The organism is Mycobacterium sp. NPDC051804 (assembly GCF_044452905.1).
Classification (GTDB): Bacteria; Actinomycetota; Actinomycetes; order Mycobacteriales; family Mycobacteriaceae; genus Mycobacterium.
Genome location: NZ_JBITCD010000001.1, coordinates 597,316 through 619,866, shown reverse-complemented (window position 1 = coordinate 619,866; position 22,551 = coordinate 597,316). Strand labels below are relative to the sequence as shown.

At 65.7% G+C, this 22,551-nt stretch carries 24 protein-coding genes and 1 pseudogene; 11 read left to right on the top strand and 14 right to left on the bottom strand.

What is annotated here, in order from left to right:
* From ACIA48_RS03080 to ACIA48_RS03070, 3 genes are all read right to left on the bottom strand, one after another.
* A complete protein-coding gene (locus ACIA48_RS03080; protein WP_396727495.1) occupies positions 1-1,020 on the bottom strand; it encodes a tripartite tricarboxylate transporter substrate binding protein in 1,020 nt (339 codons plus the stop codon).
* A gap of 131 nt (positions 1,021-1,151) precedes the next feature.
* On the bottom strand, positions 1,152-2,918 hold the full coding sequence (locus tag ACIA48_RS03075; RefSeq protein ID WP_396727493.1) for an acyl-CoA dehydrogenase: 1,767 nt from the start codon (positions 2,916-2,918) through the stop codon (positions 1,152-1,154).
* 2 nt (positions 2,919-2,920) lie between these two features.
* Positions 2,921-3,580 carry a TetR/AcrR family transcriptional regulator gene (locus ACIA48_RS03070; protein ID WP_396727491.1) on the bottom strand — a complete coding sequence of 220 codons (660 nt, stop codon included), beginning with the start codon at positions 3,578-3,580 and terminating at the stop codon, positions 2,921-2,923.
* Between the two features lie 139 nt (positions 3,581-3,719).
* On the opposite strand from ACIA48_RS03070, the pseudogene ACIA48_RS03065 reads away from it, so the two are divergent.
* Positions 3,720-3,830, top strand: a pseudogene (locus ACIA48_RS03065) (CAP domain-containing protein); the annotation flags it as partial.
* Here the strand turns inward: ACIA48_RS03065 and ACIA48_RS03060 are convergent.
* On the bottom strand, positions 3,827-4,201 hold the full coding sequence (locus ACIA48_RS03060; RefSeq protein ID WP_396727489.1) for a hypothetical protein: 375 nt from the start codon (positions 4,199-4,201) through the stop codon (positions 3,827-3,829). The pseudogene ACIA48_RS03065 and the gene ACIA48_RS03060 sit on opposite strands and share 4 nt — an antisense overlap.
* Positions 4,202-4,301: 100 nt before the next feature.
* A complete protein-coding gene (locus ACIA48_RS03055; RefSeq protein WP_396727487.1) occupies positions 4,302-4,922 on the bottom strand; it encodes a DUF3159 domain-containing protein in 621 nt (206 codons plus the stop codon).
* A gap of 113 nt (positions 4,923-5,035) precedes the next feature.
* Here ACIA48_RS03055 and ACIA48_RS03050 point away from each other — a divergent pair, with 113 nt between their 5' ends.
* The 3 genes from ACIA48_RS03050 to ACIA48_RS03040 are packed head-to-tail and all read left to right on the top strand — an operon-like array spanning position 5,036 to position 8,886.
* Positions 5,036-6,559 (top strand): Re/Si-specific NAD(P)(+) transhydrogenase subunit alpha, encoded by a 1,524-nt coding sequence (locus tag ACIA48_RS03050; protein ID WP_396727485.1) that lies wholly within the window; start codon positions 5,036-5,038, stop codon positions 6,557-6,559.
* A gap of 4 nt (positions 6,560-6,563) precedes the next feature.
* Entirely contained in the window at positions 6,564-8,009 is a 1,446-nt protein-coding gene (pntB, locus tag ACIA48_RS03045) for a Re/Si-specific NAD(P)(+) transhydrogenase subunit beta (RefSeq protein ID WP_396727483.1), read from the top strand.
* A 7-nt stretch (positions 8,010-8,016) separates the two neighbouring features.
* The gene (locus tag ACIA48_RS03040; RefSeq protein WP_396727481.1) at positions 8,017-8,886 is read left to right on the top strand and encodes an EamA family transporter; all 870 of its coding nucleotides are present in this window, start codon (positions 8,017-8,019) and stop codon (positions 8,884-8,886) included.
* Here ACIA48_RS03040 and ACIA48_RS03035 read toward each other — a convergent pair.
* Complete coding sequence (locus ACIA48_RS03035) at positions 8,858-11,767, bottom strand: RND family transporter (RefSeq protein ID WP_396727479.1); 2,910 nt, start codon at positions 11,765-11,767, stop codon at positions 8,858-8,860. The two genes, ACIA48_RS03040 and ACIA48_RS03035, sit on opposite strands and share 29 nt — an antisense overlap.
* Positions 11,764-12,189, bottom strand: a complete 426-nt coding sequence (locus ACIA48_RS03030) for an MmpS family transport accessory protein (RefSeq protein WP_396728469.1) — start codon at positions 12,187-12,189, stop codon at positions 11,764-11,766. Before ACIA48_RS03030 ends, ACIA48_RS03035 begins: the two co-directional genes overlap by 4 nt.
* Positions 12,190-12,325: 136 nt before the next feature.
* Between ACIA48_RS03030 and ACIA48_RS03025 the strand changes: the two genes are divergently transcribed.
* Positions 12,326-12,988, top strand: coding sequence for a TetR/AcrR family transcriptional regulator (locus ACIA48_RS03025; RefSeq protein ID WP_396727477.1), 663 nt, complete (start codon positions 12,326-12,328; stop codon positions 12,986-12,988).
* 26 nt (positions 12,989-13,014) lie between these two features.
* Positions 13,015-14,154 (top strand): acyl-CoA dehydrogenase family protein, encoded by a 1,140-nt coding sequence (locus tag ACIA48_RS03020; protein ID WP_396727475.1) that lies wholly within the window; start codon positions 13,015-13,017, stop codon positions 14,152-14,154.
* On the opposite strand, the gene ACIA48_RS03015 is transcribed toward ACIA48_RS03020, so the two are convergent.
* From ACIA48_RS03015 to ACIA48_RS03000, 4 genes are read right to left on the bottom strand one after another with little or no spacing between them, the layout of a single operon-like run.
* Positions 14,144-14,710 carry a DUF3592 domain-containing protein gene (locus ACIA48_RS03015; protein WP_396727473.1) on the bottom strand — a complete coding sequence of 189 codons (567 nt, stop codon included), beginning with the start codon at positions 14,708-14,710 and terminating at the stop codon, positions 14,144-14,146. The two genes, ACIA48_RS03020 and ACIA48_RS03015, sit on opposite strands and share 11 nt — an antisense overlap.
* Positions 14,711-14,746: 36 nt before the next feature.
* Positions 14,747-15,646: an alpha/beta fold hydrolase gene (locus ACIA48_RS03010; protein ID WP_396727471.1), complete on the bottom strand. Its 900-nt coding sequence runs from the start codon at positions 15,644-15,646 to the stop codon at positions 14,747-14,749.
* Positions 15,647-15,691: 45 nt separating this feature from the next.
* The gene (locus ACIA48_RS03005; protein ID WP_396727469.1) at positions 15,692-16,873 is read right to left on the bottom strand and encodes a sensor histidine kinase; all 1,182 of its coding nucleotides are present in this window, start codon (positions 16,871-16,873) and stop codon (positions 15,692-15,694) included.
* 2 nt (positions 16,874-16,875) lie between these two features.
* Complete coding sequence (locus ACIA48_RS03000; protein ID WP_396728467.1) at positions 16,876-17,565, bottom strand: response regulator; 690 nt, start codon at positions 17,563-17,565, stop codon at positions 16,876-16,878.
* Positions 17,566-17,705: 140 nt separating this feature from the next.
* Between ACIA48_RS03000 and ACIA48_RS02995 the strand changes: the two genes are divergently transcribed.
* The 3 genes from ACIA48_RS02995 to ACIA48_RS02985 all read left to right on the top strand — a co-directional run bounded on the left by ACIA48_RS02995 (position 17,706) and on the right by ACIA48_RS02985 (position 18,646).
* Complete coding sequence (locus ACIA48_RS02995) at positions 17,706-17,954, top strand: hypothetical protein (protein WP_396727468.1); 249 nt, start codon at positions 17,706-17,708, stop codon at positions 17,952-17,954.
* 164 nt (positions 17,955-18,118) lie between these two features.
* Positions 18,119-18,376 (top strand): hypothetical protein, encoded by a 258-nt coding sequence (locus tag ACIA48_RS02990; protein ID WP_396727466.1) that lies wholly within the window; start codon positions 18,119-18,121, stop codon positions 18,374-18,376.
* 21 nt (positions 18,377-18,397) lie between these two features.
* The gene (locus tag ACIA48_RS02985; RefSeq protein ID WP_396727464.1) at positions 18,398-18,646 is read left to right on the top strand and encodes a hypothetical protein; all 249 of its coding nucleotides are present in this window, start codon (positions 18,398-18,400) and stop codon (positions 18,644-18,646) included.
* Between the two features lie 81 nt (positions 18,647-18,727).
* Here the strand turns inward: ACIA48_RS02985 and ACIA48_RS02980 are convergent, their stop codons facing one another.
* Positions 18,728-19,189 carry a DUF1348 family protein gene (locus ACIA48_RS02980; protein ID WP_396727462.1) on the bottom strand — a complete coding sequence of 154 codons (462 nt, stop codon included), beginning with the start codon at positions 19,187-19,189 and terminating at the stop codon, positions 18,728-18,730.
* A 78-nt stretch (positions 19,190-19,267) separates the two neighbouring features.
* Here ACIA48_RS02980 and ACIA48_RS02975 point away from each other — a divergent pair, with 78 nt between their 5' ends.
* A complete protein-coding gene (locus ACIA48_RS02975) occupies positions 19,268-20,494 on the top strand; it encodes an acyl-CoA dehydrogenase family protein (protein ID WP_396728466.1) in 1,227 nt (408 codons plus the stop codon).
* A complete protein-coding gene (locus ACIA48_RS02970) occupies positions 20,491-21,294 on the top strand; it encodes a tyrosine-protein phosphatase (protein WP_396727461.1) in 804 nt (267 codons plus the stop codon). The genes ACIA48_RS02975 and ACIA48_RS02970 overlap by 4 nt, the downstream gene beginning before the upstream one ends.
* Here ACIA48_RS02970 and ACIA48_RS02965 read toward each other — a convergent pair.
* The gene (locus tag ACIA48_RS02965; RefSeq protein ID WP_396727459.1) at positions 21,283-21,768 is read right to left on the bottom strand and encodes a DUF456 domain-containing protein; all 486 of its coding nucleotides are present in this window, start codon (positions 21,766-21,768) and stop codon (positions 21,283-21,285) included. The genes ACIA48_RS02970 and ACIA48_RS02965 overlap by 12 nt on opposite strands.
* A 17-nt stretch (positions 21,769-21,785) precedes the next feature.
* Positions 21,786-22,535, bottom strand: a complete 750-nt coding sequence (locus tag ACIA48_RS02960) for a methyltransferase domain-containing protein (protein ID WP_396727457.1) — start codon at positions 22,533-22,535, stop codon at positions 21,786-21,788.
* Positions 22,536-22,551: the final 16 nt, after the last annotated feature.

The window sequence follows — 22,551 nt, the reverse complement described above, 5'->3', positions numbered from 1 at the left end:
TCAGCCCTCGTCGCGCAGGTTGATGCCGTACTGCTTGACCAGTTCCTCGTACCGCGTCTTGTCGGACTGCAGCTGCGCGAGGACCTCGTCACCCGAGAGTTCCATCGGGGTCAGGCTGTTCTGCTTGTTGAACTCCTTGTAGCTCTCGGTCGCGAACGTCGCCCGCATGCCCTCGACGATCTTGTCCTGGACCTCCTGAGGCGTGCCCTTGGGAACCGTCATGAAGCGGTACTGCGTCACCTCGACATCGAGTCCCTGCTCCTTGGCCGTCGGGACGTCCGGCAGGTACTCGATGCGATCCGGCCCGAACACCGCCAGCGGAGTCAGCCTGCCGGACCGGATGTTCTCGATCGCCTCGCCGACCTGAATGCTCGCCACGTCGACCTGGTTGCCGAGCACCGCGGCGAGTGCGGGTGCACCACCGTCGAACGGAACGGCTTGTGACTCAACGTTGCTCGTCTTGAACAGCAGGGCCGCCGAAAGTTGCGCGCCAGTACCCACCCCGGTCGTTCCGTAGCGCACGACGCGGTCGGCGTTCTTGATGTCGTCGAGGGTGCGGAAGCCGCTGGCCGGATTGGTCACCAGCACATAGTCATCGCGCGAAACACCTTGCACCACGTCGAAATCGTCGATGTTGGTGACCTCGTCGGGGCTCACGGCCATCGGCGTGATGGTGAACAGCGACGCGTTCTGGATCGCGATGATCGAACCGTTCGGTTCCGCCTTGGCGACCTCGGCCGCGGCCAATGCGCCATTGGCGCCTTCCCGGTTGATGACAGGGAACGATGCGCCGAGCTCGTCGCTCAGGCCCTTGGACACCGCGCGGCTGATCAGGTCGCTCGAGCCGCCCGCGGATGCGCCGACGTACATCTCGACCGCACCGGAAGGATAGGAGTCGCCCCCACCGCCGCCGGTGGAGTTCTGGACACCACTACAGCCGGTGAGGACCAGTCCGGCAGCGGCGCTCGCCGCGAGGCCGACCCGGAAACGGCTACGGGTGAGCGTGTTGTGGGCGGGCATGAAGCACTCCTCGTCGTGTGATCTGACGTCCACAGGGTCATAAATGTGGTCGTTGTCACTCCACCGTAGGAAACCTCAGTGATACCTGTCCAAGCCTCTTATCGCATTACTTGATGCACTTTGGGTATCGGTCAGAACCAGGCGTCGCGCATGTCCAGCGAAGTGCGGTCCAGCGCGGCGAGTAGATCGAGCGCCGGGCCGGTCTTGGGCAATTCGCTGCGGAAGAAATACCGCGCGGCTTGCCGTTTGCCGTCGTAGAAGTCGCCCGTGCGGCCGGTGCAGGCGACCGCCTGCTCCAGCCAGATCCACGCGACGACGATGTGGCCGAACGCCTCGAGGTACGCGACGCTGTTGGCCAGCGCGGCGTCGATGTCGCCGGCGGCGAACATTGCGGTGGTCACCTCGACCAGACGTTGCCACGTGGCACTGAGTTGATTGGCGAGGTCGGCGGTCTCACCACCGGCGGCGGCAGCGGCGTCGACCGTCTGCGAAATCGCCGCCCCCAGTGCCGCCAGGCTGGCACCGCCACGCTGGGTCACCTTGCGGCCCAACAGGTCCAGGCTCTGAATGCCGTGGGTACCTTCGTGGATCGGGTTGAGCCGATTGTCGCGGTAGTGCTGTTCGACGTCGTATTCGCGGGTGTAGCCGTAGCCGCCGTGGACCTGGATCGCCAGATTGTTCGCCTCGAGGCACCACTGCGAGGGCCAGCTCTTGCCGACCGGTGTGAGGATGTCGAGCAACAGGGACACCGCGTCGCGCTCGTCGTCCGTCTTCGCGGTGTGCTGCAGGTCGACGAGTTTGGCGCAGTACAGCAGCAGTGCCATTCCGCCTTCGACGTATGCCTTCTGCGCCAACAGCATTCGCTTGACATCGGCATGCTCGATGATCGGGATCTGAGGTGTCGTCGGATCCTTGGCGGTCACCGGCCTGCCCTGCGGACGCTCGCGGGCATAGTCCAGTGACTTGAGGTATCCGGTGTAGCCAAGCGCGACCGCGCCCATACCGACGCCGAGGCGCGCCTCGTTCATCATGGTGAACATGTAGGTGATGCCCCGGTGTGGTTCACCGACCAGGTAACCGACCGCGCCGTCGAAATTGAGCACGGTGTTGGTGATTCCGCGCTGACCCATCTTGTGGTTGAGACCCGAGATGGCGACGCCGTTGCGCTCGCCGACCGCGCCGTCGTCGTCGACGAGGTACTTCGGGACGATGAACAGCGAGATGCCTTTGGTGCCCTCCGGTCCGCCAGGAATCTTGGCCAGCACCAGGTTGACGATGTTGTCGGTCATCTCGTGTTCGGCGCCTGAGATCCACATCTTCGATCCGAACAACCGGTACGTACCGTCGGGTTGCGGTTCGGCTCGCGTGAGAATGTCGGCGAGCGACGACCCGGCCTGGGTCTCCGACAGCGCCATCGTTCCGGTGAAGCGCCCGGCCAGCATCGGTTTGACGAACTTCTCGATCTGCTCGGGCGTGCCGAACTTCGCGAGCAGGTTCGCGTTGGCGATGGTGAGCATCACGTAGCCCGAGGTGCTGATGTTGGCTGCCGCGATCCAAGCGAACGCCGCCTGTGCGACGGTCGTCGGCAACTGCGCGCCGCCCAAAGCGTTGTCCATGCCCATGCCGACCAGGTCGGCCTGGCTGAACGCGTCCAGCGCCTCCTTGACCTCGCCGATGACGGTGACCTTGTCGCCGTCGAAGCTCGGCTCCGTGGCGTCGCTCTTCTTGTTGTGCGGCGCGAAATATTTCGTGGCCAGCTGCTCGCACAGATCCAGCACGCCGTCGAACGTCTCGCGGGAATGCTCGGCGAAGCGGTCCCGCTTCGTCAGCTCATCAACCTGCAGCCATTCGTAGAGCAGGAAATCGAGATCTCGGCGCGACAGCAGGAGTGACTTCATCGCTAGCCCTGCGGAGCGGTTTCCTCGACAACGAGCCCCAGCGGCTCGGACTCTCGGACCGCCTCGTCACGGATCAGCCCGCGCAGCAACGCCGTGCTGAACTCGACCGCGATCTCCTGTGCGGTGCGCCGGCCGTGCGGCCGCAGCCAGCGGTAGGACCCCAGCGTCATCCCGATGTAGCCCAGGGCGAGCACGTGGCTGTCGCAGTCGTAGAACTCGCCGCTGGCGATGCCGCGGTCGATGACGTCGCGCACGTGCTCGTAGACCTGGGTTTCCTTCTCCCGGATGTAGGCGACCTGCTCTTCGGTGAACCACTCCGTGATGTAGGGGCCCTCCTGGAAGTACACCGCCGCGCGCTCGATGTCGCTGGCGATGCCGACCAGTAGCCGGCGGGTGAAGTGGTAGATGGTCTCCCTGGCCGACGCGGTCGGGTCGTCGTGCAGGGCGTCGACCGTGAAGTCGGCGGCACCCTTGTAGATGTCGTAGAGGATCAGCGCCTTGCTGGCGTAGTAGTGGTACACCGTGGCCTTGTTCAGGCCGACGGCGTCGGCGACGTCGTCCATCCGGGTGCCGTGATAACCCCTGGCGGCGAAGAGCTTGGTGGCGACGGCCAGCAATTCCTCGCGACGGGACATCCCGTTAGAGGCTTCGGGTGACGGCATGGCGACTCACTATATGCAGGCCCGGAGCGAATCCGGGTATCAATCAACTGGTTGGCTAGTTTATGCGTTGAGGGTGTCGCCGCGTCGGCGGCGGGTCTAGACTCGGGCGAGAGCCAGCCGCGACATGAGAGGCGATGACGTGGATCCCAACCCGGATTACGACGCGAGCGACGAGATCGAGTACGGCGCGAACTGGTTCGCCTGGATTCTGCGCGGCGTCTATCCCCCGCCGGCCTATCCCCCGGTCTAACTGTTCCTGACGCCTCGTAGGCGTTCGCTCAGTTCCGCACGCGCGCGCTCGGCTAGCGCCTGAGCCCGCACTCCGATTGCTTCAGCTGTCTGCCGCCCCTGACGGGCCGAGCCATCGAGCCACGTTCGTAACTCGACGCGCCAATCCCGTGCAGCCGCCGGTTCGCGGTCCGGTGGCCACTGCATCCAAGGCTCGTCGTCGTGCGCCACGGCGAGTGCCCACGCCACGCTGTTCTCGCTGTAGACCTCGCCGCAACGTCGGCAGTGCACTTCGTAGCGCGTGACGTTCGAGTCGAACTCGATGAAGACGTAGTCCGCGGTTCGCGCACAGCGCGGGCATCGTGTGGGCCCGCGTTCGACCACTTTGCTCACGTTCATTATCGTGCGGCCGATTCGTCCGCTGGCTTACTCCTGCGTAACTGTCGATGCGCGATCGGTGCGATTTCGAGATCTGGGCTCCCCGCCGGTAGACCTAGGTGTGCGCCCGAGGCAATGCACGGATGGCCAGCCGTATGGCGAGATAGATCGCGGTCGAGGTGACCAGGAAGATCGGCCAGCCCATCGCGATGCGCGCCGTCGCAAGTAACCCCTCCTGATCCGTGTCGTACAGGTAGTTCTGCACCAGGAATCGTGACCACGACGCCGTGGCCATCACGGCGGTGGCGATGTCGAACGCCAACCGCACCCTCCGAACGCGGCGCCACGAACCGTCGCGCCCCGTCATCCAAGCCCACCCGACGCCGACGAGGGGCCTGCGGATCACGATCGAGACGGTGAACGCGATAGCCAATCCGAGATACATCCAGATACCGGGCAGATAGAAGTCTTTCGCCCTGCCGGTGATGAAGGCGAACGCCGCGCACACCGCGACCCCGGCGAACCCGAACACCGCAGGACGGGTGGACTCTCGCCGGAACAGCTGCCACGCCAGGATGACTGTCGCGACACTGATCGCGGCGATGACCGCCGGTCGCAAACTGGTCAACGAGTTCGTCACCGCGAATGTGGTGACCGGCAGCGCCGTGTACACCAGACCCCGCACTCCGCCGGCACGAACCAGCAGCGCAGCGGCCGGCGGTCGGGTTTCCGTCATCACGTCGAACTTTACGGGTCGGCGACGTTTCTACTGATGGGCCGCCGCAACGGTAAGCAGCTTACCGCCGGAGGGGCACAAGGTCGCCGAGAGGCGGATGGGAGACTTTCCGGATGATTATCGGGATACCGCGCGAATCCCTTGCGGGTGAGACGCGAGTAGCCGCTACGCCGCAGACCGTCGGACAACTGCTCAAACTGGGCTATTCCGTCGTCGTCGAGGCGGGCGCCGGGGCTGAATCCAGCTTCTCCGACGACGCGTATGTCGAGGCGGGCGCGGAAATCGGCGACCCCTGGGCTTCCGACGTCGTCCTCAAGGTCAACGCACCCAACGATGACGAGATCGCGCTTCTCAAGGACGGCGCGACGCTGGTCAGTCTGATCTCCCCGGCGCTTAACCCCGAACTGGTCGAGAAGCTGTCCGCCCGCCCCATCACGGTGATGGCGATGGACGCGGTTCCGCGTATCTCGCGGGCGCAGTCGCTGGACGTGCTGTCGTCGATGGCGAACATCGCCGGCTACCGGGCGGTCGTCGAGGCCGCGCACAGCTTCGGCCGGTTCTTCACCGGCCAGGTGACCGCGGCGGGCAAGGTGCCGCCGGCCAAGGTGCTCGTGGTCGGCGCGGGTGTCGCCGGGCTGGCCGCCATCGGCGCGGCGGGGAGCCTCGGCGCGATTGTGAAGGCCACGGACCCGCGCCCCGAGGTCGCCGATCAGGTCAAGTCGCTCGGCGGCGAGTACGTGTCCGTCGACCCGAACGCGGGCGAGGTGTCGGCGACCGGCTACGCCAAGGAGATGGGCGACGACTACAAGGCCCGCGAGGCGGCGCTGTACGCCGAGTTGGCCTCCGACGTCGACATCATCATCACCACCGCGCTGATCCCGGGTAAGCCCGCACCGCGCATCATCACCGCGGACATGGTCGCGTCGATGAAGCCGGGCAGCGTGCTCGTCGACATGGCCGCCTCCAACGGCGGCAATGTCGAGGGCACCGTCAAGGATCAGGCGATCGTCACCGACCACGGGGTGACGATCATCGGCTACACCGATCTCGCGGGACGTCTGCCCGCCACGGCCAGCCAGCTCTACGGCACCAACCTGGTGAACCTGCTGAAGCTGCTCACGCCGGAAAAGGACGGGCACCTCACGCTGGACTTCGACGACGTCGTTCAGCGGTCGGTCACCGTCGTGCGCGACGGCGAGACCACCTGGCCACCACCTCCGGTTCAGGTGTCGGCGGCGCCCGCGGCCGCCGCAGCTGCTCCGGTCGAGAAAGCGGAGCCGAAGGCCCCTATGTCCACGGGGCGCCGGCTGGGCATCACCTTCGCCGCCGCGGCGGTGCTGTTCGCGCTCATCGCGTTGTCGCCCGCTGCGCTGCAGGTGCACCTGACGGTGTTCGCGCTGGCGATCGTCATCGGTTATTACGTGATCGGCAACGTGCACCACGCGCTGCACACTCCGCTGATGTCGGTGACCAATGCGATCTCCGGCATCATCGTCGTCGGCGCACTGCTGCAGATCGGCCACGGTGACTGGATTATCACCGCAATAGCGACCGCAGCGATTCTGCTCGCCAGCATCAACGTCTTCGGTGGCTTCGCGGTGACCCGCCGCATGCTGGCGATGTTCTCGAGGAGCTAAGAGGATGTTCACCATAGAGACTGCCGCCACCGCGGCCTACGTCGTCGCCGCCCTGCTGTTCATCCTGGCACTGGCCGGCCTGTCCAAGCACGAGACATCAAGGGCGGGCAACAGTTTCGGTATCGCCGGCATGGCTGTCGCACTGCTCGCGACGATCGCGCTCGCGCTGGCGCGGCACATCGAACCGCTGGGACTGGGCCTGCTCGTCGGCGCCACGCTCATCGGCGCCGCGATCGGCCTGTGGCGCGCCAAGGTCGTCGAGATGACCGGAATGCCCGAGCTCATCGCGCTGCTGCACAGCTTCGTCGGCCTGGCCGCCGTGCTGGTCGGATGGAACGGCTACCTGCACGTCGAAGGTGACGCCACCGGCGCCGAAGCACTACAGCTCGGCGCCGAGGGCATGCTCGGCATTCACTCCGCCGAGGTCGTGATCGGCGTCTTCATCGGCGCGGTGACGTTCACCGGTTCGATCGTCGCCAACCTGAAGCTGTCGGCGCGCATCAACTCCGCCCCGATGATGTTGCCCGGCAAGAACTTCCTGAACGTCGGTGCTTTGGTTGTTTTCGCCGCGCTGACGGTGTGGTTCGTCATCGACCCGCAGCTGTGGCTACTGATCGTGGTCACCGTGCTGGCGCTGCTGCTTGGCTGGCACCTGGTCGCCTCCATCGGCGGCGGCGACATGCCCGTCGTGGTGTCGATGCTCAACAGCTACTCAGGCTGGGCCGCCGCGGCCTCGGGCTTCCTGCTGTCCAACGATCTGCTCATCGTCACCGGTGCACTCGTCGGGTCTTCCGGTGCCTACCTGTCCTACATCATGTGCAAGGCGATGAACCGGTCGTTCATCTCGGTCATCGCGGGTGGCTTCGGCATCGAGGCCGGACCTGCAGAGGACAAGGACTACGGCACCCACCGCGAGATCGACGCCGAAGGCGCGGCCGAACTGCTCGCTTCGGCCCACTCCGTGATCATCACGCCGGGTTACGGCATGGCTGTCGCCCAGGCTCAGTACGGCGTCGCGGATCTGACCCGCAAGCTGCGCGACCGCGGCGTCAACGTCCGGTTTGGCATCCATCCCGTCGCGGGACGCCTGCCCGGCCACATGAACGTGCTGCTGGCCGAGGCCAAGGTGCCCTACGACATCGTGCTGGAGATGGACGAGATCAACGACGACTTCGGCGACACCGACGTCGTGCTCGTCATCGGCGCCAACGACACCGTCAACCCGGCGGCCTCGGAGGACCCGAGCAGCCCCATTGCCGGTATGCCGGTGCTGACGGTGTGGAACTCCAACAACGTCATCGTGTTCAAACGCTCCATGGCCTCGGGCTATGCGGGCGTGCAGAACCCGCTGTTCTTCCGCGAGAACACCCAGATGCTCTTCGGTGACGCCAAGGACCGGGTGGACGCGATCAACGCCGCTCTCTCGGAGTCGGTCTCCGCCGGCCACTAGGCCTGCCGTGGCGACGCGATCGCGCGTGCCCGCGTGGTCGGTGCCGCTGTTCTTCGTCGTCGGTGCGGTGTCGCAGTACGTCGGCGCTGCGCTGGGTGTCTTCCTGTTCGAGACCACCGATCCGATGGCGGTGGCCTGGCTGCGGTGTGCCGTCGCCGCTGTCGCGTTGGTCGTGTGGCGACGACCGTGGCGCGTGCAGTGGACTGGCCGCGGACTCGCGGTCGCAGCGGGGTTCGGCATCGTCACCGTCGCAATGAATGTGGCGTTCTTCGAGGCGATCGCCCGGATTCCGCTCGGCACTGCCGTCGCGGTCGAGTTCATCGGGCCGGTGGTCGTGGCGACCATGGGCTCGCGACGCCCGCGCGATCTGCTGGCCGTCGTCCTGGTAGCCGGTGGCGTCGCACTGCTCGCCGGCGTACAGACAGGCGTCGACCCGGTCGGCGTCGGCTTCGCGCTGCTTGCCGCCGCACTGTGGGCTGGCTACATCCTGCTCGGGAAGCGGGTCGCCGATGAGGGCGTCGGGCTCGACTCACTGACAGTCGGAATGGCGTCCGCCGCAGTCCTGTTGGCGGCACCGCTGCTCGCCCACCAGCTGATATCAGATCCATCTACGTTCGGTGAGCCGCGGACGTGGCTCCTGGCGGTCGGTGTCGGTGTGTTGTCGACGGCAGTTCCGTATGCCCTCGACCAGGTGGTGCTTACGGCTGTCGGGCGCGCCCGCTTCGCGCTGCTGCTGGCGCTACTTCCGGCGACGGCCGCGGTCATCGGCGCCCTCATGCTGGCGCAGCGGCCGACGCTCGCCGAGTCGGCAGGCATGGCCCTGGTGATGGCCGCGCTCGTCATCAGCGCTAAAGCGCCGCAACCTGTTTCGCGGTAGGCCAGCTCTGCGGCACCGGCCGTTCACGAACGAGCTGCGGCCACCAGAACCAGCGTCCCAAGAGCGCGGCCAACGACGGTGTCAGCAGCGAACGCACGACCAGCGTGTCGAACAGCAGACCCAGGCCGATCGTCGTACCCACCTGACCGATGACGATCATGTCGCTGACCGCCATGGCCGCCATCGTGAAGGCGAAGACCAAACCTGCCGACGTGACGACCGATCCCGTGCCTGCCATCGACCGGATGATGCCTGTCTTGATCCCGGCGTGAATCTCCTCCTTCATCCGAGAGACCAGCAGCAGGTTGTAGTCCGCGCCGACCGCAAGCAGCACGATCACAGTCATGGGCAGCACCATCCAGTGCAGCGGGATGCCGATCAGGTGTTGCCACAGCAGTACCGAAAGACCAAACGCCGTACCAAGACTCAGCACCACCGTGCCAACGATGACCGCCGCGGCGGCGACGGCGCGCGTCAGCACCACCATGATCAGGAAGATCAGGATCAACGACGCGACCGCTGCGATCAGCAGGTCGTAGTCGGCACCCAGTTGCATGTCCTTGTTCATGGCGGCACTACCGCCGACGTAGACGGTCGAACCCTCCAGCGGGGTGCCCTTGATCGCGTCAACGGCCGCGGTGCGCAGTGGCGCGATGTGCGACGTGCCCTCCTCGCTGAGCGGATCACCCTGGTGGTTGACGGTGAACCGCACCGCATGCCCGTCGGGTGACATGAACAGCTTCATGCCGCGCTGAAAGTCCGCCGTCCCGAACGCTTCTGGCGGAAGATAGAACGTGTCGTCGTTATGGGCGGCGTCGAACGCCTCCCCCATCGCGGTCGCATTCTCCTGCTGGGCCATGTTCTGATCCTGTTGCGCCTTCTGCGCCTGATACTGGTTCAGCATCATCTGCTTCTGGTTCTGCATCGTCTGGATCATCGCCGGCATCAAGGCAGCCATCCGTGGCGTCAGGTCCGCCATGTGTTCGAGGTCCGGCACGATGTCGGCGAAGTCGATGGCCATCTGACCGATGCCGTCGAGGCTGTCGAAGATCGAGCGAATCGCAAAGCACATGGGGATGTTGAAACAGTGCGGCTCCCAATAAAAATAGTTGCGCAGCGGACGGAACTGGTCGTCGAAGTCGGCGAGGTGGTCACGCACCTCGTCGAGGTTCATCGACGTGTTCTTCATCTTGTCGGCCATTCGCCGGGTGACTGCGGCCAGTTCCAGCGTGATGCTCTGCATCTCGGTCATCGAGTCGATGGTCACCTGCATCTCGTCGGCCTGCTTGAGCGTGTTCTCCAGGATCGTCTGCTGGTAGTCGTTGTTCAGCAATTGCCCTGTGCCGCTTTGGCTCATCGAATAGGCCAGCGACGCGTGCTCGATCGGTTTACCGTCGGGCCGAGTGATCGTCGTGACCTGTGAGATGCCGTTCACGCGGGCCATGGCCTTGGCGATCTTGTCGATCACCAGGAAGTCGGCGGGATTACGCAGATCGTGGTTGGCCTCGACCATCACCAGTTCGGGGTTCATCTTGGCTTCAGAGAAGTGTCGATCCGCGGCGGCCTGACCGACGTTGGCAGGAATATCGGACGGCAGGTAGATGCGGTCGTTGTAGGTGGTGTGGTAGCCGGGCAGCGCCAGCAGGCCGACGAGGCACAGCACGATCGCGAAAACCAGGACCGCGCCCGGCCAGCGAACGGTGGCCGCACCGACGCGGCGCCAGCCGCGGGCCCGCTGCTTGCCCTTGGGTTCCAACACTTTTCCGAACCGGGTGACGATCGAGATCACCGCGGGTCCCAGCGTCAACGCCGCGGCGACCACGATGGTCATACCGACCGCCAACGGGATGCCCATCGTCTGGAAGTACGGCAGCCGGGTGAAGTGCAGACACAGCGTGGCACCCGCGATGGTCATACCTGAGGCCAGCACGACGTGGGCGGTGCCGTGGAACATGTCGTAGTAAGCCGACTCCCGGTCGAGGCCCTTGCGCCGGGCTTCCTGGTATCGGCCGATCAAGAAGATCGCGTAGTCGGTGGCCGCGGCGATGGCCAGCGTCACAACCATGTTCGTCGCGAAGGTGGTGAGCTTGAACACCTCGTGATAGCCGAGGAACGCGACAATCCCGCGGGCCGAGAGCAAACCGACCACGACCATGCCCAGCGTGATCACCGTCGTGACGAGCGAACGGTAGACGAGCAGCAGCATGATGGTGATGACGACGAACGTCAGCGCCTCGATGGTCTTCATGCTGGCGTCGCCGACGGCATTCTGGTCCGTCGTCGTCGCGGATGGGCCTGCCACGTACGCCTTCACGCCTGGCGGTGCCGGAGTGTTGGCGACGACGTCGCGGACGGCCTCGACGGATTCGTTGGCCAGGGTCTCCCCCTGGTCGCCGCTGATGTACACCTGCACGTACGACGCCTTGCCGTCGATGCTCTGAGCGCCGGCAGCGGTCAGGGTGTCACCCCAGAAGTCCTGGACATGCTGTACGTGGGTGGTGTCAGCCCGCAGCTCTCGGACTATCTCGTCGTAGAACGCGTGCGCGTCGGCACCCAGCGGCTCGTCACCTTCCAGCACGACCATCACCGAGCTGCTGGTGTCGTACTCTTCGAAGACCTCACCGACGCGCTTGATCGCGATGAGCGAGGGCGCGTCGTTGGGGCTCATCGACACCGCGCGTAGCTTGCCCACGACTTCGAGCTGGGGCACGGTGACATTCAGGATGGCGATGATTGCGATCCACACCAGGACGATCGGGAGCGCGAACGTACGGATGAACCGTGGCAGCGCAGAGCGTTTGACGTGCCGAGCCGGTGGGATGGCATCGGTCGGAGCGTCGTCGACTGAGGTCTTCCCACCACCCCGCCCGGCCACGCTCATGCGGCCTTCACCAAGCAGTACGTCGCGGCGTTCACTCCCTGTGCTGTCCTTTCGTCCTTGACCTCGTCGTCGACCAGGACGCGGCATCCGATCGACTGACCGTCGCCTTGAACCACCAGATTCGGCATAACCGAGGGCACCGTCGTCTCGAGCCGCAGCGACCACGGCAGGCTGACCTCACCTGTTCGCTGCGGCAATCCGTCGAGATCGGTGTAATTGATGACCGCCGTGGACCCGGATCCGAAGACCTCGTACACGACGACCTTGGGGTTGAACTTGTCGGCGGTGTCGTTGCCGACCGGCGTCACCACTGCCCCGTCGGACCCGAACACCGACCGAAAATGCGCAACGCTGAACCCACCGACCGTTACGGCGGTCACGATGAGCACCGGCAACCAGACGCGTTTGAGCGCCGAAATCACCACAGCCGCCCGCCTTTCCACGTGGACGACCCATGAAGCCGGAGGCTGTGGGACGACCTAGGTAGCCAAACTAACCGGACAAAGTGGATAGAGTCAATCCACTTATGACGTGGGTCACTTACTACACTGCGGAGTGATGACCGACGAAAAATGCGCACCGAACCGGGGGCTGCGCCGCGACGCCGAGCGCAACCGGCAGCGCATTGTCGCGGCCGCACGCGAGTTGTTCGCCGTCCGCGGTCTGGAGGCGACCCTCAACGACGTGGCGCATCACGCCAACGTCGGAGTGGGGACGGTGTACCGACGATTCGCCACGAAGGAAGAGTTGCTCGAGGCGGTCTTCGAAGACGGCATCGATCAGGTGGCCTGTCTCGCCGAAACTGCTCTGCAACAGGAGGATTCGTGGGACGGCTTCGTGTGGTTCGTCGAGCATCTGTGCGAACTGACCGCCACCGACCGTGGCTTGCGCGAAATGGTGTACAGCACGGCATACGGCGGATACCGTGTCGAGTGCGCACGTCTGCGCCTCACACCATCGATTACGAAGCTGGTCGAGCATGCCCGGCGGGATGGACACCTCCGTCCCGATGTCGAGCCCAGCGATATGCCGGTAATCGGGATGCTCGCCGGCACCGTCAGCGAATGGGCCGGCCACGTCGAGCCTGAGCTATGGCGCCGCTATGTGGCGCTACTCCTCGACGGCATGCGTGACCGCGACGGGCAGGACCGCATACCCGTCGACGCTCTCGAGGACGAGCAGATGGATGCGGCAATGCGGGGATGGCGCCCGGCAGGCTGATATGGCGGCACGGTTAGAGTCCGCATATGCCCGTTGACCGATTGCTTCCATCGCAGGAGGCTCAGGATCTCATCGCGCTCACCCGGGAAATCGCCGACAAGGTGCTCGACCCGGTGGTCGACGCCCATGAGAAGGACGAGACATATCCCGACGAGGTGTTCCCCGCACTCGGGGCCGCGGGGCTGCTCAGCCTTCCGCAGCCCGAGGAGTGGGGCGGTGGCGGTCAGCCGTTCGAGGTGTACCTGCAGGTGCTCGAAGAGCTTGCCGCGCGGTGGGCGGCGGTGGCGGTCGCGGTCAGTGTGCACAGTCTGTCGTCGCATCCGCTGCTGACGTTCGGTACCGACGAACAGAAACAGCGCTGGCTTCCGGAGATGCTGTCCGGCAGCCAGATCGGGGCCTACAGTCTGTCGGAGCCGCAGGCCGGCTCCGATGCGGCTGCGCTGCGCTGCGCCGCCAAACCGGATGACGACGGCTACGTCCTCAACGGATCGAAGTCCTGGATCACCCACGGCGGCCTCGCCGACTTCTACACGTTGTTCGCCCGCACCGGTGAAGGGTCGAGGGGCATCAGCTGTTTTCTGGTTCCCGGCGATCTGCCCGGGCTCAGTTTCGGCAAGCCCGAGGAGAAGATGGGGCTGCACGCCGTCCCAACCACGTCCGCGTTCTACGACAATGCGCGCATCGCAGCCGAACGTCGAATCGGTGACGAGGGGCAGGGGCTGCAGATCGCCTTCAGTGCGCTGGACTCCGGCCGACTGGGCATCGCCGCAGTGGCCACCGGGCTGGCGCAGGCCGCGCTGGACGAAGCCGTCCGGTATGCGAATGAGCGAACGACGTTCGGCCGCAAGATCATCGACCATCAGGGGCTGGGCTTCCTGCTGGCGGATATGAGTGCTGCAGTCGTCAGCGCGCGGGCGACCTACCTCGATGCCGCACGCAGGCGCGATCTGGCCCTGCCTTATTCGGCGCAGGCGAGCGTCGCCAAGCTGGTCGCCACGGATGCGGCGATGAAGGTGACCACCGACGCGGTGCAGGTGTTCGGCGGGGCCGGGTATACCCGCGACTACCGCGTCGAACGGTACATGCGCGAGGCCAAGATCACGCAGATCTTCGAGGGCACCAATCAGATTCAGCGCCTGGTGATCGCGCGCGGACTCACCACGTAGCGCTCTGGCGAGTGGCCTTACCTCTTCTCCGGTGAATGATCACCGCGCCGATGATCGCGCCAACCGTGACGGCCAGCCCGAGGACCGCGCCCACGATGAAGATGATCGCCATGACGATGTCCGAATCACTGCCTGCCTCGGTGGCGTACGAGGGGTCGGATGGGTCGTAGGTGATGTCGACTTCGTCGCCGACAGCGGGAACGTCGCCCACAAACCAGACGATGTCGGCCTCGACGGGTGTGCCGTAGTCGGAAGTGAACTCGACGGTGACGGTGTCAGTGAAACGCTGCACATCGGTGACGGTTGCAGTGGTCGTCACGCCGTAGGAGTCGAGATAGCTGTTGGAGTAGTAGCCCGCGTACGCGATCCCGCCGAAGAGCAGCGACCCGACCAGGCTGACACCGGCTAGAGCCCACAGGAGGACGGCCCACACCACCGGCGGCCCGGTGGGCGGAGGGTACGGCGACCATTGCGGCGGCGGCGCGGACCACCCATAGTTCGGCGAGCCGTACGGTGGTGCGGAATCATGCGGAGGCTGCCACTGCGAGGGCTCCATCACTTCATGGTGGCGCACAATCCGCGAGAGACCAACTCATCGAACGAATTCGGTTATGGCGTTCACGAATTCACCTGGCTCCTCGACCATCGGGCTGTGTCCCGACCCAGGGATGACCACCGGCGTCAGCCCCGCCTGGCGGTAGCGCTCGACATTGCTCGCGGTCGGCGTAAGAACATCGCGCTCACCCCAGACGACCAGCACCGGTTGCTCCAGTTGGGCAATGCGGTCCACCGCCGCGGGCTCACCGTCCTGCTCGCGGGCATAACAGAGGCCCGAGTGCGTCAACCGCTCCAGAGAGGTGTGCGCCAGCGACGGCACCGCGAATCCGTCGGCGAAACCCGTCTGTAGTGAACTGTTCGTGACGACATCCACCGGGCGCAGCCTGTCGATGGCCTGACCGAGGACCGGCGCACACGCCAATCCGGCCAACGCAGGCATTTCCGTCAGACTCCTGTCGGCTGGGGTATCGGAGATGACCACTCGCTCAACACGTTCGGGAACCTGCTCGGCGAGGGCCAGAGCGACGGCGCCGCCCATCGAATGTCCGACCAGGACTGCTTCGCGCACACCAAGCGCATCCAGCGCATTGCGCACCGCCGAGGCCTGGCTCTTGATGCTGTAACTCTGCGCATCGGTGGGTGCCTCCGACCCGCCATGGCCGACGAGATCGACGGCGATCACGCGTTGGTCAGGCAATGCCGCGGCCACCCGGTTCCACCACTCCACCGACGCCGAATACCCGTGCAACAAGACGACCGCGCGATCACCAGGCGGGCCGAACTCCTTGACGTTGAGGTCCGGACCGTCGAGTTCGAGTACCCGGCCACCGTCGAACGCCTGCGCCGGACGGGTGGCCCTGGCTACCAGGAATGCATTCACCACCAGCGCGGCGACCAGGACGACTGCCGCGATCGCGATGATTCGCCATTTCATTGTCGGGACGCTACCGCCGGGGCTGCGTTGTGCACCAACGGTTTTTCAGGCGATCGGCTCCGGCGGTGATGTCGCGGTCACCTGCGTGCCGCGGCCGATCGCGGAGTCGATCACCATCGAACCGCCCATCGCATCAAACCTCGCGAGAAGCGACCCGAGGCCGATGTGTCCGTCGGCGACGTAGCTCTCGATGGTCGCGGGGTCGAAGCCCTTGCCGTCATCGATGATGGTCAGCACCACCCGGTCACCATGCCGTTTCAAGCCAACCTGGACGGCGGTGGCGCGCGCGTGCTTGTGGATATTGGCCAGCAGTTCTCTGGCCGCGCGGTACAGCAGCTGCTGAGACTCTGGCTTTCCGACGTCCTCGAGATCGGCTTCGACAGTGTAGTCGCCGCGAGTCTCGAACTGCCGCAACAGTTCCTGCACCGCCGGTGTCAGTCCCAGCTGGGCGAGCACCTGGGGATGCAGTTCGGTCACCGTCGAGCGCAACGCGGCCGCCGTCTGCTGAAGCGCGGCGTGGACGGATTCGAGCGCGGGATCGTCGTTGCGCTCCCGGATCTCATCGAGGTCGAGGCGTGCAGCCAACAACGTCTGCAGCGGACCGTCGTGCAGATGCTCGGCGACTTCCCGGTTGTGCCGCTCGTCGGCCTGCATCGCCTCCGACACCAGCTGACGACGGACGTCCTGCAGCTTCAGGACCCGCGCGCGGCGCCGCACCAGCACCAGACACAGAGCGGTCGTGGCCGCCGCCGCCCACAGCAGGAAGCCGAAATGGGTGTAGACGATGTCCGGCATGCCGACGGTGTCGTCGCGCTTGGAGTAGACGATCCACACCCCGAGATAGCAGAGGGCGGTGCCGGTTCCGAGGATCGCGGTGAGCATCGGCCGGTCCTGGAAGGCCACCGCGATCGGCAGCAGGAAGAACACCGGCAGCAGCGCCGCGGTCGCGCCGCCCGATACCAGGCACAGCTCGACCACGACCAGCACATCGAAGGCCGTCGACGTCCAGTCCGCCCAGCGCGGCACGGGACCGCGTAGCACCACGACGAGCCACACGACGGCAGCGGCGGCGTAGACGCCCAGCACCACCTCGTACATTCCGGGCAGCCAGTGGTCGACGTCCCACGTCCACACCAGGACCGCGATCAGTGCGATCAGCGGCAGCCGCAGAACGGCGGTGACGCGCACGGGGTCCGCCGCGATGAAGCCGGCGATCCGATCCAGCATCGTTAGTCCAGGAGTTTGCGACGCATCGCCTCGGCGACGGCCGCGGCGCGGTCGTTGACGCCGAGTTTCTCGTAGAGGCGTTGCACGTGGGTCTTGACGGTCGACGGCGCCAGGAACAGCTCCTTGGCCATCGCGGGGATGCTGCTTCCGGCCGCGATCAGCTTGAGCACTTCACGTTCGCGTGGGCTCAGCACCGGTCCCTCGGGTTCGGCGCGTTTGCGGATCTCCCCGGCCAGACCCGCGGCGAGGCTGGGGGCCACGACATCGCGGCCTTTGGCGCAGTCCAGCACTGCGTTCACCAGCTCCGACCGGCTCGACTCCTTGGGCAGAAACCCTGCCGCCCCCTCCTGCAGCGCACGGAAGACGATGGCCGACTCGTCGTGCGCGGAGATCAGCAGGACCCGGGTCGGCAGTTCGTCGCGCACCACCGCGGCGGCCACCTCGGCGCCGTCCATCCCCGGCATGCGGTAGTCCAGCAGCGCGACCTGCGGCAGATGCGTGCGGATCGCCTCGAGTGCCGACACCCCGTCGTCGGCCTCGGCGACCACCTCGATCGACCCGCTGGAAATCAGCGCACGGACGACTCCGTCGCGAAACATCGGATGGTCGTCACCCACCACGACACGGACTTTTTCGCTGGTCAGGCCTGTCGACACAGCTGCCAGCTTCGCACAGCCACCTGGGTTGTTCATCCGAATGAATGACACGCGGTTCATCCGCGTCGACGATCTTTTGCTCGACATACAGATCCGCCGCGGCGCAGCACTCTTGAGTCATCGCCGGAACAGGCCGGCGGGAAGCACCAAACATTAAGTGACACAGGAGGATTCAAATGAACGCCAGCATCACTCACCGCATTGTCAGGTCCTTCGCGCTGCCGGTTCTGTCGTCGGGCGTCATCGGCACAGCCGCACTCGGGTTGGCCGGCGTGGCGAACGCGGGCACCTACAGCCAGCCGCAGCCGGGCATTGTCGCCGCACCGTCGATCAAGGCCCACCCGGCGCCGTCGGCCATGCCGGGCACCCATCACCACAACCGCATCGTGCACGTGATGAACCTCGAGCCCAGCTACACCCCCTAGCCGAAATCGTCCGTTGTCCCCCGATCGGGGGACAACGGATTCCCCCAGGTCACGGGTCGATCAGCCGACAGACTCCGGCGCTGCAGCGGGCGATAGTTATCTCAACGCCGGAACAGCCGGAATGGAAAACCGAAAACCCTGAACAGACAGGAAAGAAAACTCTCGTGAGTGCCACCGCAAGCTTCGCCCGCTACCTTGCCCTCCCCGCCGTCTCCGCCGGAATTCTCGGCGGCGCCGCGCTCGGCCTGGCGGGGGCTTCCAATGCAGGTACTTACTCTCAGCAGCACGAGCCGAGACCGGGCATCGTCGCGACCCCGAAAACCTTCGCCGAGCCTCCGTACAACAAGACTTCCAAGGGCGAGGCCAAGCACGGCCACCTGTACATCGTCGACGTCCCCACCGATATCTCGTCAGCCGAATAAGTCCGCAGAAAGGCCAGCCACATGACCACCATCCAAATCTTCGCCCGTTACATCGCCCTTCCCGTCGTCTCCGCGGGGATTCTCGGTGGCGCCGCCCTCGGCCTGGCCGGGATGGCCAACGCAGGCACCTACTCGTACACCCCGGAGCCGCGCCCGGGCATCGTGGCCACCCCGAACGTCATCGCGCGTCCTCCGGTCATCGTGATGCCCCGCCACCGCAGCTACCCGGCCGGCGAAGGTTTCGTCATCGACGTCCCATCGGCCGAATAACTCAAGACCACCCACTACAAGAGGCCCTCGCCGGGCGCGGCGTAAACCTGGCGAGGGCCTCTTCCGTTCGTTATTGCGGCGTCACCACATCGGAATCTCCGCGCCGTACTCGGACTCCGGCCGCGGCCCGAAGTACCGCCGCTCCAACTCCTCGATCCTGCGGTCGTTGATGCTGGCCTCTCGGCGCGACATCAGGCCCTCGGGGCTGAACTCCCACAGCTCGTTGCCGTAGCTGCGGTACCACTGGCCGCCGGCGTCGCGGCATTCGTACTGGAACCGCACGGCGATGCGGTTGCCGTGGAAGACCCACAGGCTCTTGCGCAGCACGTAGTCGAGTTCGCGCTCCCACTTCTGAGTCAGGAACGTGACGATCTCGGGGCGCCCGACCACATGCACGTCGCGGTTGCGCCACTGGGAATCGGGGGTGTACGCCAAGCTGACCCGCTCCGGGTCACGGGTGTTCCAGGCGTCCTCGGCGGCTTGCACCTTCTGGACGGCGGTCTCGAGGGTGAACGGCGGGAACGGCGGTCGGCTTTCTGTCATGTCCTGTTATACGTGTCATGGACTGCCACGATTCCCGTTTTTTACGGGTGTCATATCGTGACGGTCATGGACTTCGCGATGTCGGCCAAAGGGCAGGACTACCACCAACGCCTCTCCGAATTCATGATCGAGCACGTCTTCCCCGCCGAGCAGGACTACGAGGCCTACCGGCACGAGAAGGGCCGCGACGATCACACCGTCCCGCCCGTCATCGAAGACCTCAAGAAACTGGCCAAGGAACGCGGCCTGTGGAACCTGTTCCTGCCCTCCGAGTCGGGGCTGACCAACCTCGAATACGCACCGCTGGCCGAGCTCACCGGCTGGAGTATGGAGATCGCCCCCGAGGTCACCAACTGTGCCGCCCCCGACACCGGAAACATGGAAACGCTGCACCTGTTCGCCGATGAGGCGCAGAGCAAGCAGTGGCTCGAGCCGCTGCTCAACGGTGAGATCCGCAGCGCTTTCGCGATGACGGAGCCCGCGGTGGCCTCCAGTGACGCCCGCAACATCCAGACCACGATGCTGCGCGACGGTGGCGACTACGTCATCAACGGCCGTAAGTGGTGGATCTCCGGTGCCGCCGACCCCCGCTGCAAGCTGCTGATCGTCATGGGGCGCACCAACCCCGACGCCGCCAGCCATCAGCAGCAGTCGATGATCCTGGTGCCCGTGGATACGCCCGGTGTGTCGATCGAGCGGTCGCTGCCGGTGTTCGGCTGGCAGGACCAGCACGGCCACTGCGAGGTCACCTTCGACAACGTGCGGGTGCCCGTGACCAACCTGCTCCATGAGGAGGGCAGTGGTTTCGCGATCGCGCAGGCCCGCCTGGGGCCTGGCCGCATCCACCACTGCATGCGTGCCATCGGGGTGGCCGAGCGGGCCCTGGCCCTCATGGTCGACCGGGTGAACAACCGCATCGCGTTCGGCAAGCCCCTGGCCGAGCAGGGGGTGGTGCAACAGCAGGTGGCGTTGTCGCGCAACGAGATCGACCAGGCACGGCTGTTGTGTCACAAGGCCGCGTGGGTCATCGACGAGAAGGGCAACAAGGAAGCGCGCAACGAGGTGGCAATGATCAAGGCGGTCGCCCCGCAGATGGCGTGCAACGTCCTCGACCGCGCGATCCAAGTGCACGGCGCCGCGGGCATCAGCGACGACACCGTGCTGGCCCGGCTCTACGGCTGGCACCGGGCGATGCGCCTGTTCGACGGCCCCGACGAGGTCCACATGCGGACCATCGCCCGTGCCGAACTCGGCAGGGAGAAATCAGCTTTCGCTGCTGCGGTGACTCCCGGGCCCACTCGGTGACCGCGAACCCTGACGCCCTGTCAGGGGCGTGGAACTTTCGCGACATCGCCGAGGAGGCCGGTATCCGGCCGGGCAGGTTCTTCCGGTCCAGCGAGTTGAGCGGACTCGACGACTCCGGTCAGGCAGCGCTGCTCGGCTTCGGCATCACCGACGTGGCCGACCTTCGCTCCGACCGCGAGGTCGAACGCCGCGGTGAAGGCAACGTCCCCGGCGGCGTCGTGATCCACCGGCTGCCGTTCCATGAACTGTCCAAGCCCGGTGCGGAAGCGCCGCACGAGCAGAGCTTCGAGCGGATGATGACCGAGAAGCCTGACGACGAGGATGTCGCGGTTGCCGCGGGCCGGTTCATGACCGAGGAATACGAGCGCTTCCCGACGTTGGCCGGCGCGCAACTGGCTGTGCGGCAGGTCATTTCGATGCTGACCGCGGAGCGGCCGGTCATCACGCACTGCTTCGCGGGCAAGGACCGGACCGGCTTCACCGTGGCGACGGTGCTGGAAGCCGTCGGCGTCGGTCGCGACGCGATCATGTCGGATTTCCTGCGCAGCAATGCCGCGGTGCCCCAGCTTCGCGACAGCATCCTCGAGTCGATCCGCAACCGGTCCGAGGACACCACCGACGAGATCGTGACGTTCGCGGAGGCTCGGCTCACCGAAGAGGTGCTCGGCGTCCGCGAGGTCTACCTGGATGCATCCCGCAAAACCATCGACGACCAGTACGGCTCGCTGGCGAATTACCTTGAGGCTGTCGGAGTTACACCGGCGCAGATGGATCTGTTGCGCCGTTCGCTACTGGGTTAGATAGACCCCGAACACCCAGGCGACGGTCGCGAACAATGCCCCGGCGAGTTCGACGCCCATCGACAACGCGACGCCCTTGACGGCATGCTTGGTCGAGGTCCACGCCAGCCGCTGGTCGCCACGCGTCGACAGCTCGGCCAGATAGACACCTAGCACGAAGCCGATCACCAAGCCGATCACCGGGATCACGAAGAACCCGATGATGCCCAGCACCGCACCCCCCGCCAGGCTCAGCGTGCGGACGTCGTTGGCGCGCATCCGCTTCACCGGCCACGTGTACTTGATCAAGGTCGCCGCACCGAGCAGCGCGGTAGCCACCGCGAGCGTCACCCAGCCCGTGACGTTGTTCTCGACGAAGGCCCAGATCGCGATCGCGGCGAAAACCAGCAAGGTGCCGGGTAGGAGTGGCACCACGATGCCGATGATGCCGACGGCGATCGCGAGCGCTACGAGGATGATGCCTGCGGTGCCCACGACACGAACTTAATGCCTCACGGCTTTCTGGCGCGCACCCACTGAAAGGTCCCGAGAGTCTTGGCCCGCACGCCTTCCATGCCCAGGTCCTCGAGGATGTCGGCGAGTTCGTCCTCGGCGAAGAAATTGGCGTGGCCTTCGGGAAGCAGCCGGAGCAGCGGTCCGATGCTTCCGGCGGTGGGCACCATGACGGCCATTCGCCCGCCGGGCTTGAGCACCCTGACCATCTCGGCGAGGGTCTGCGCCGGGTTCGGTATCAGCTGCAACACCGCCAGCGAGGTCGTCGCGTCGACCGTCTCGTCGCGCAGCGGAAGGCGCTGCGCGTCGGCGCGCATGAAGCCGACGTTCGCGCCCGCCTGGGCCTCGACCGCGCGCGCGAGCATCGGCTCGGAGATGTCGAGACCGAGCGCCAGCCCGTCCGGACCCGCTGCCTCGCCCAACTGTGCGGTCACGTTTCCCGGACCGCTACCGACGTCGAGAGCCACCCCACCGGACGGAATGTTCAGCCAGTCGACCGGCAACTGCCACACCCCGGCCACTCGGCGAGCCAGCGCCTGCGCGTTGTCGTAGAGCATCGACCCGATACCCGAAGCCCACGCGGCCTGGATGAGGCCCGTGTTCTTCGGTGGTTGGGTGTCCGTCGCGAGGTCGTCGGTCAGCAGGTCCAGATAGCCATTGCTGACGTCGGGATTCGTCGGCGGATCCGTCAACAGATCCAGCGCCCTGCGAAGTGCCTGCGGTATATCGGTGTGCAATTGATCGGTCACCCTTCCACGCTACGCC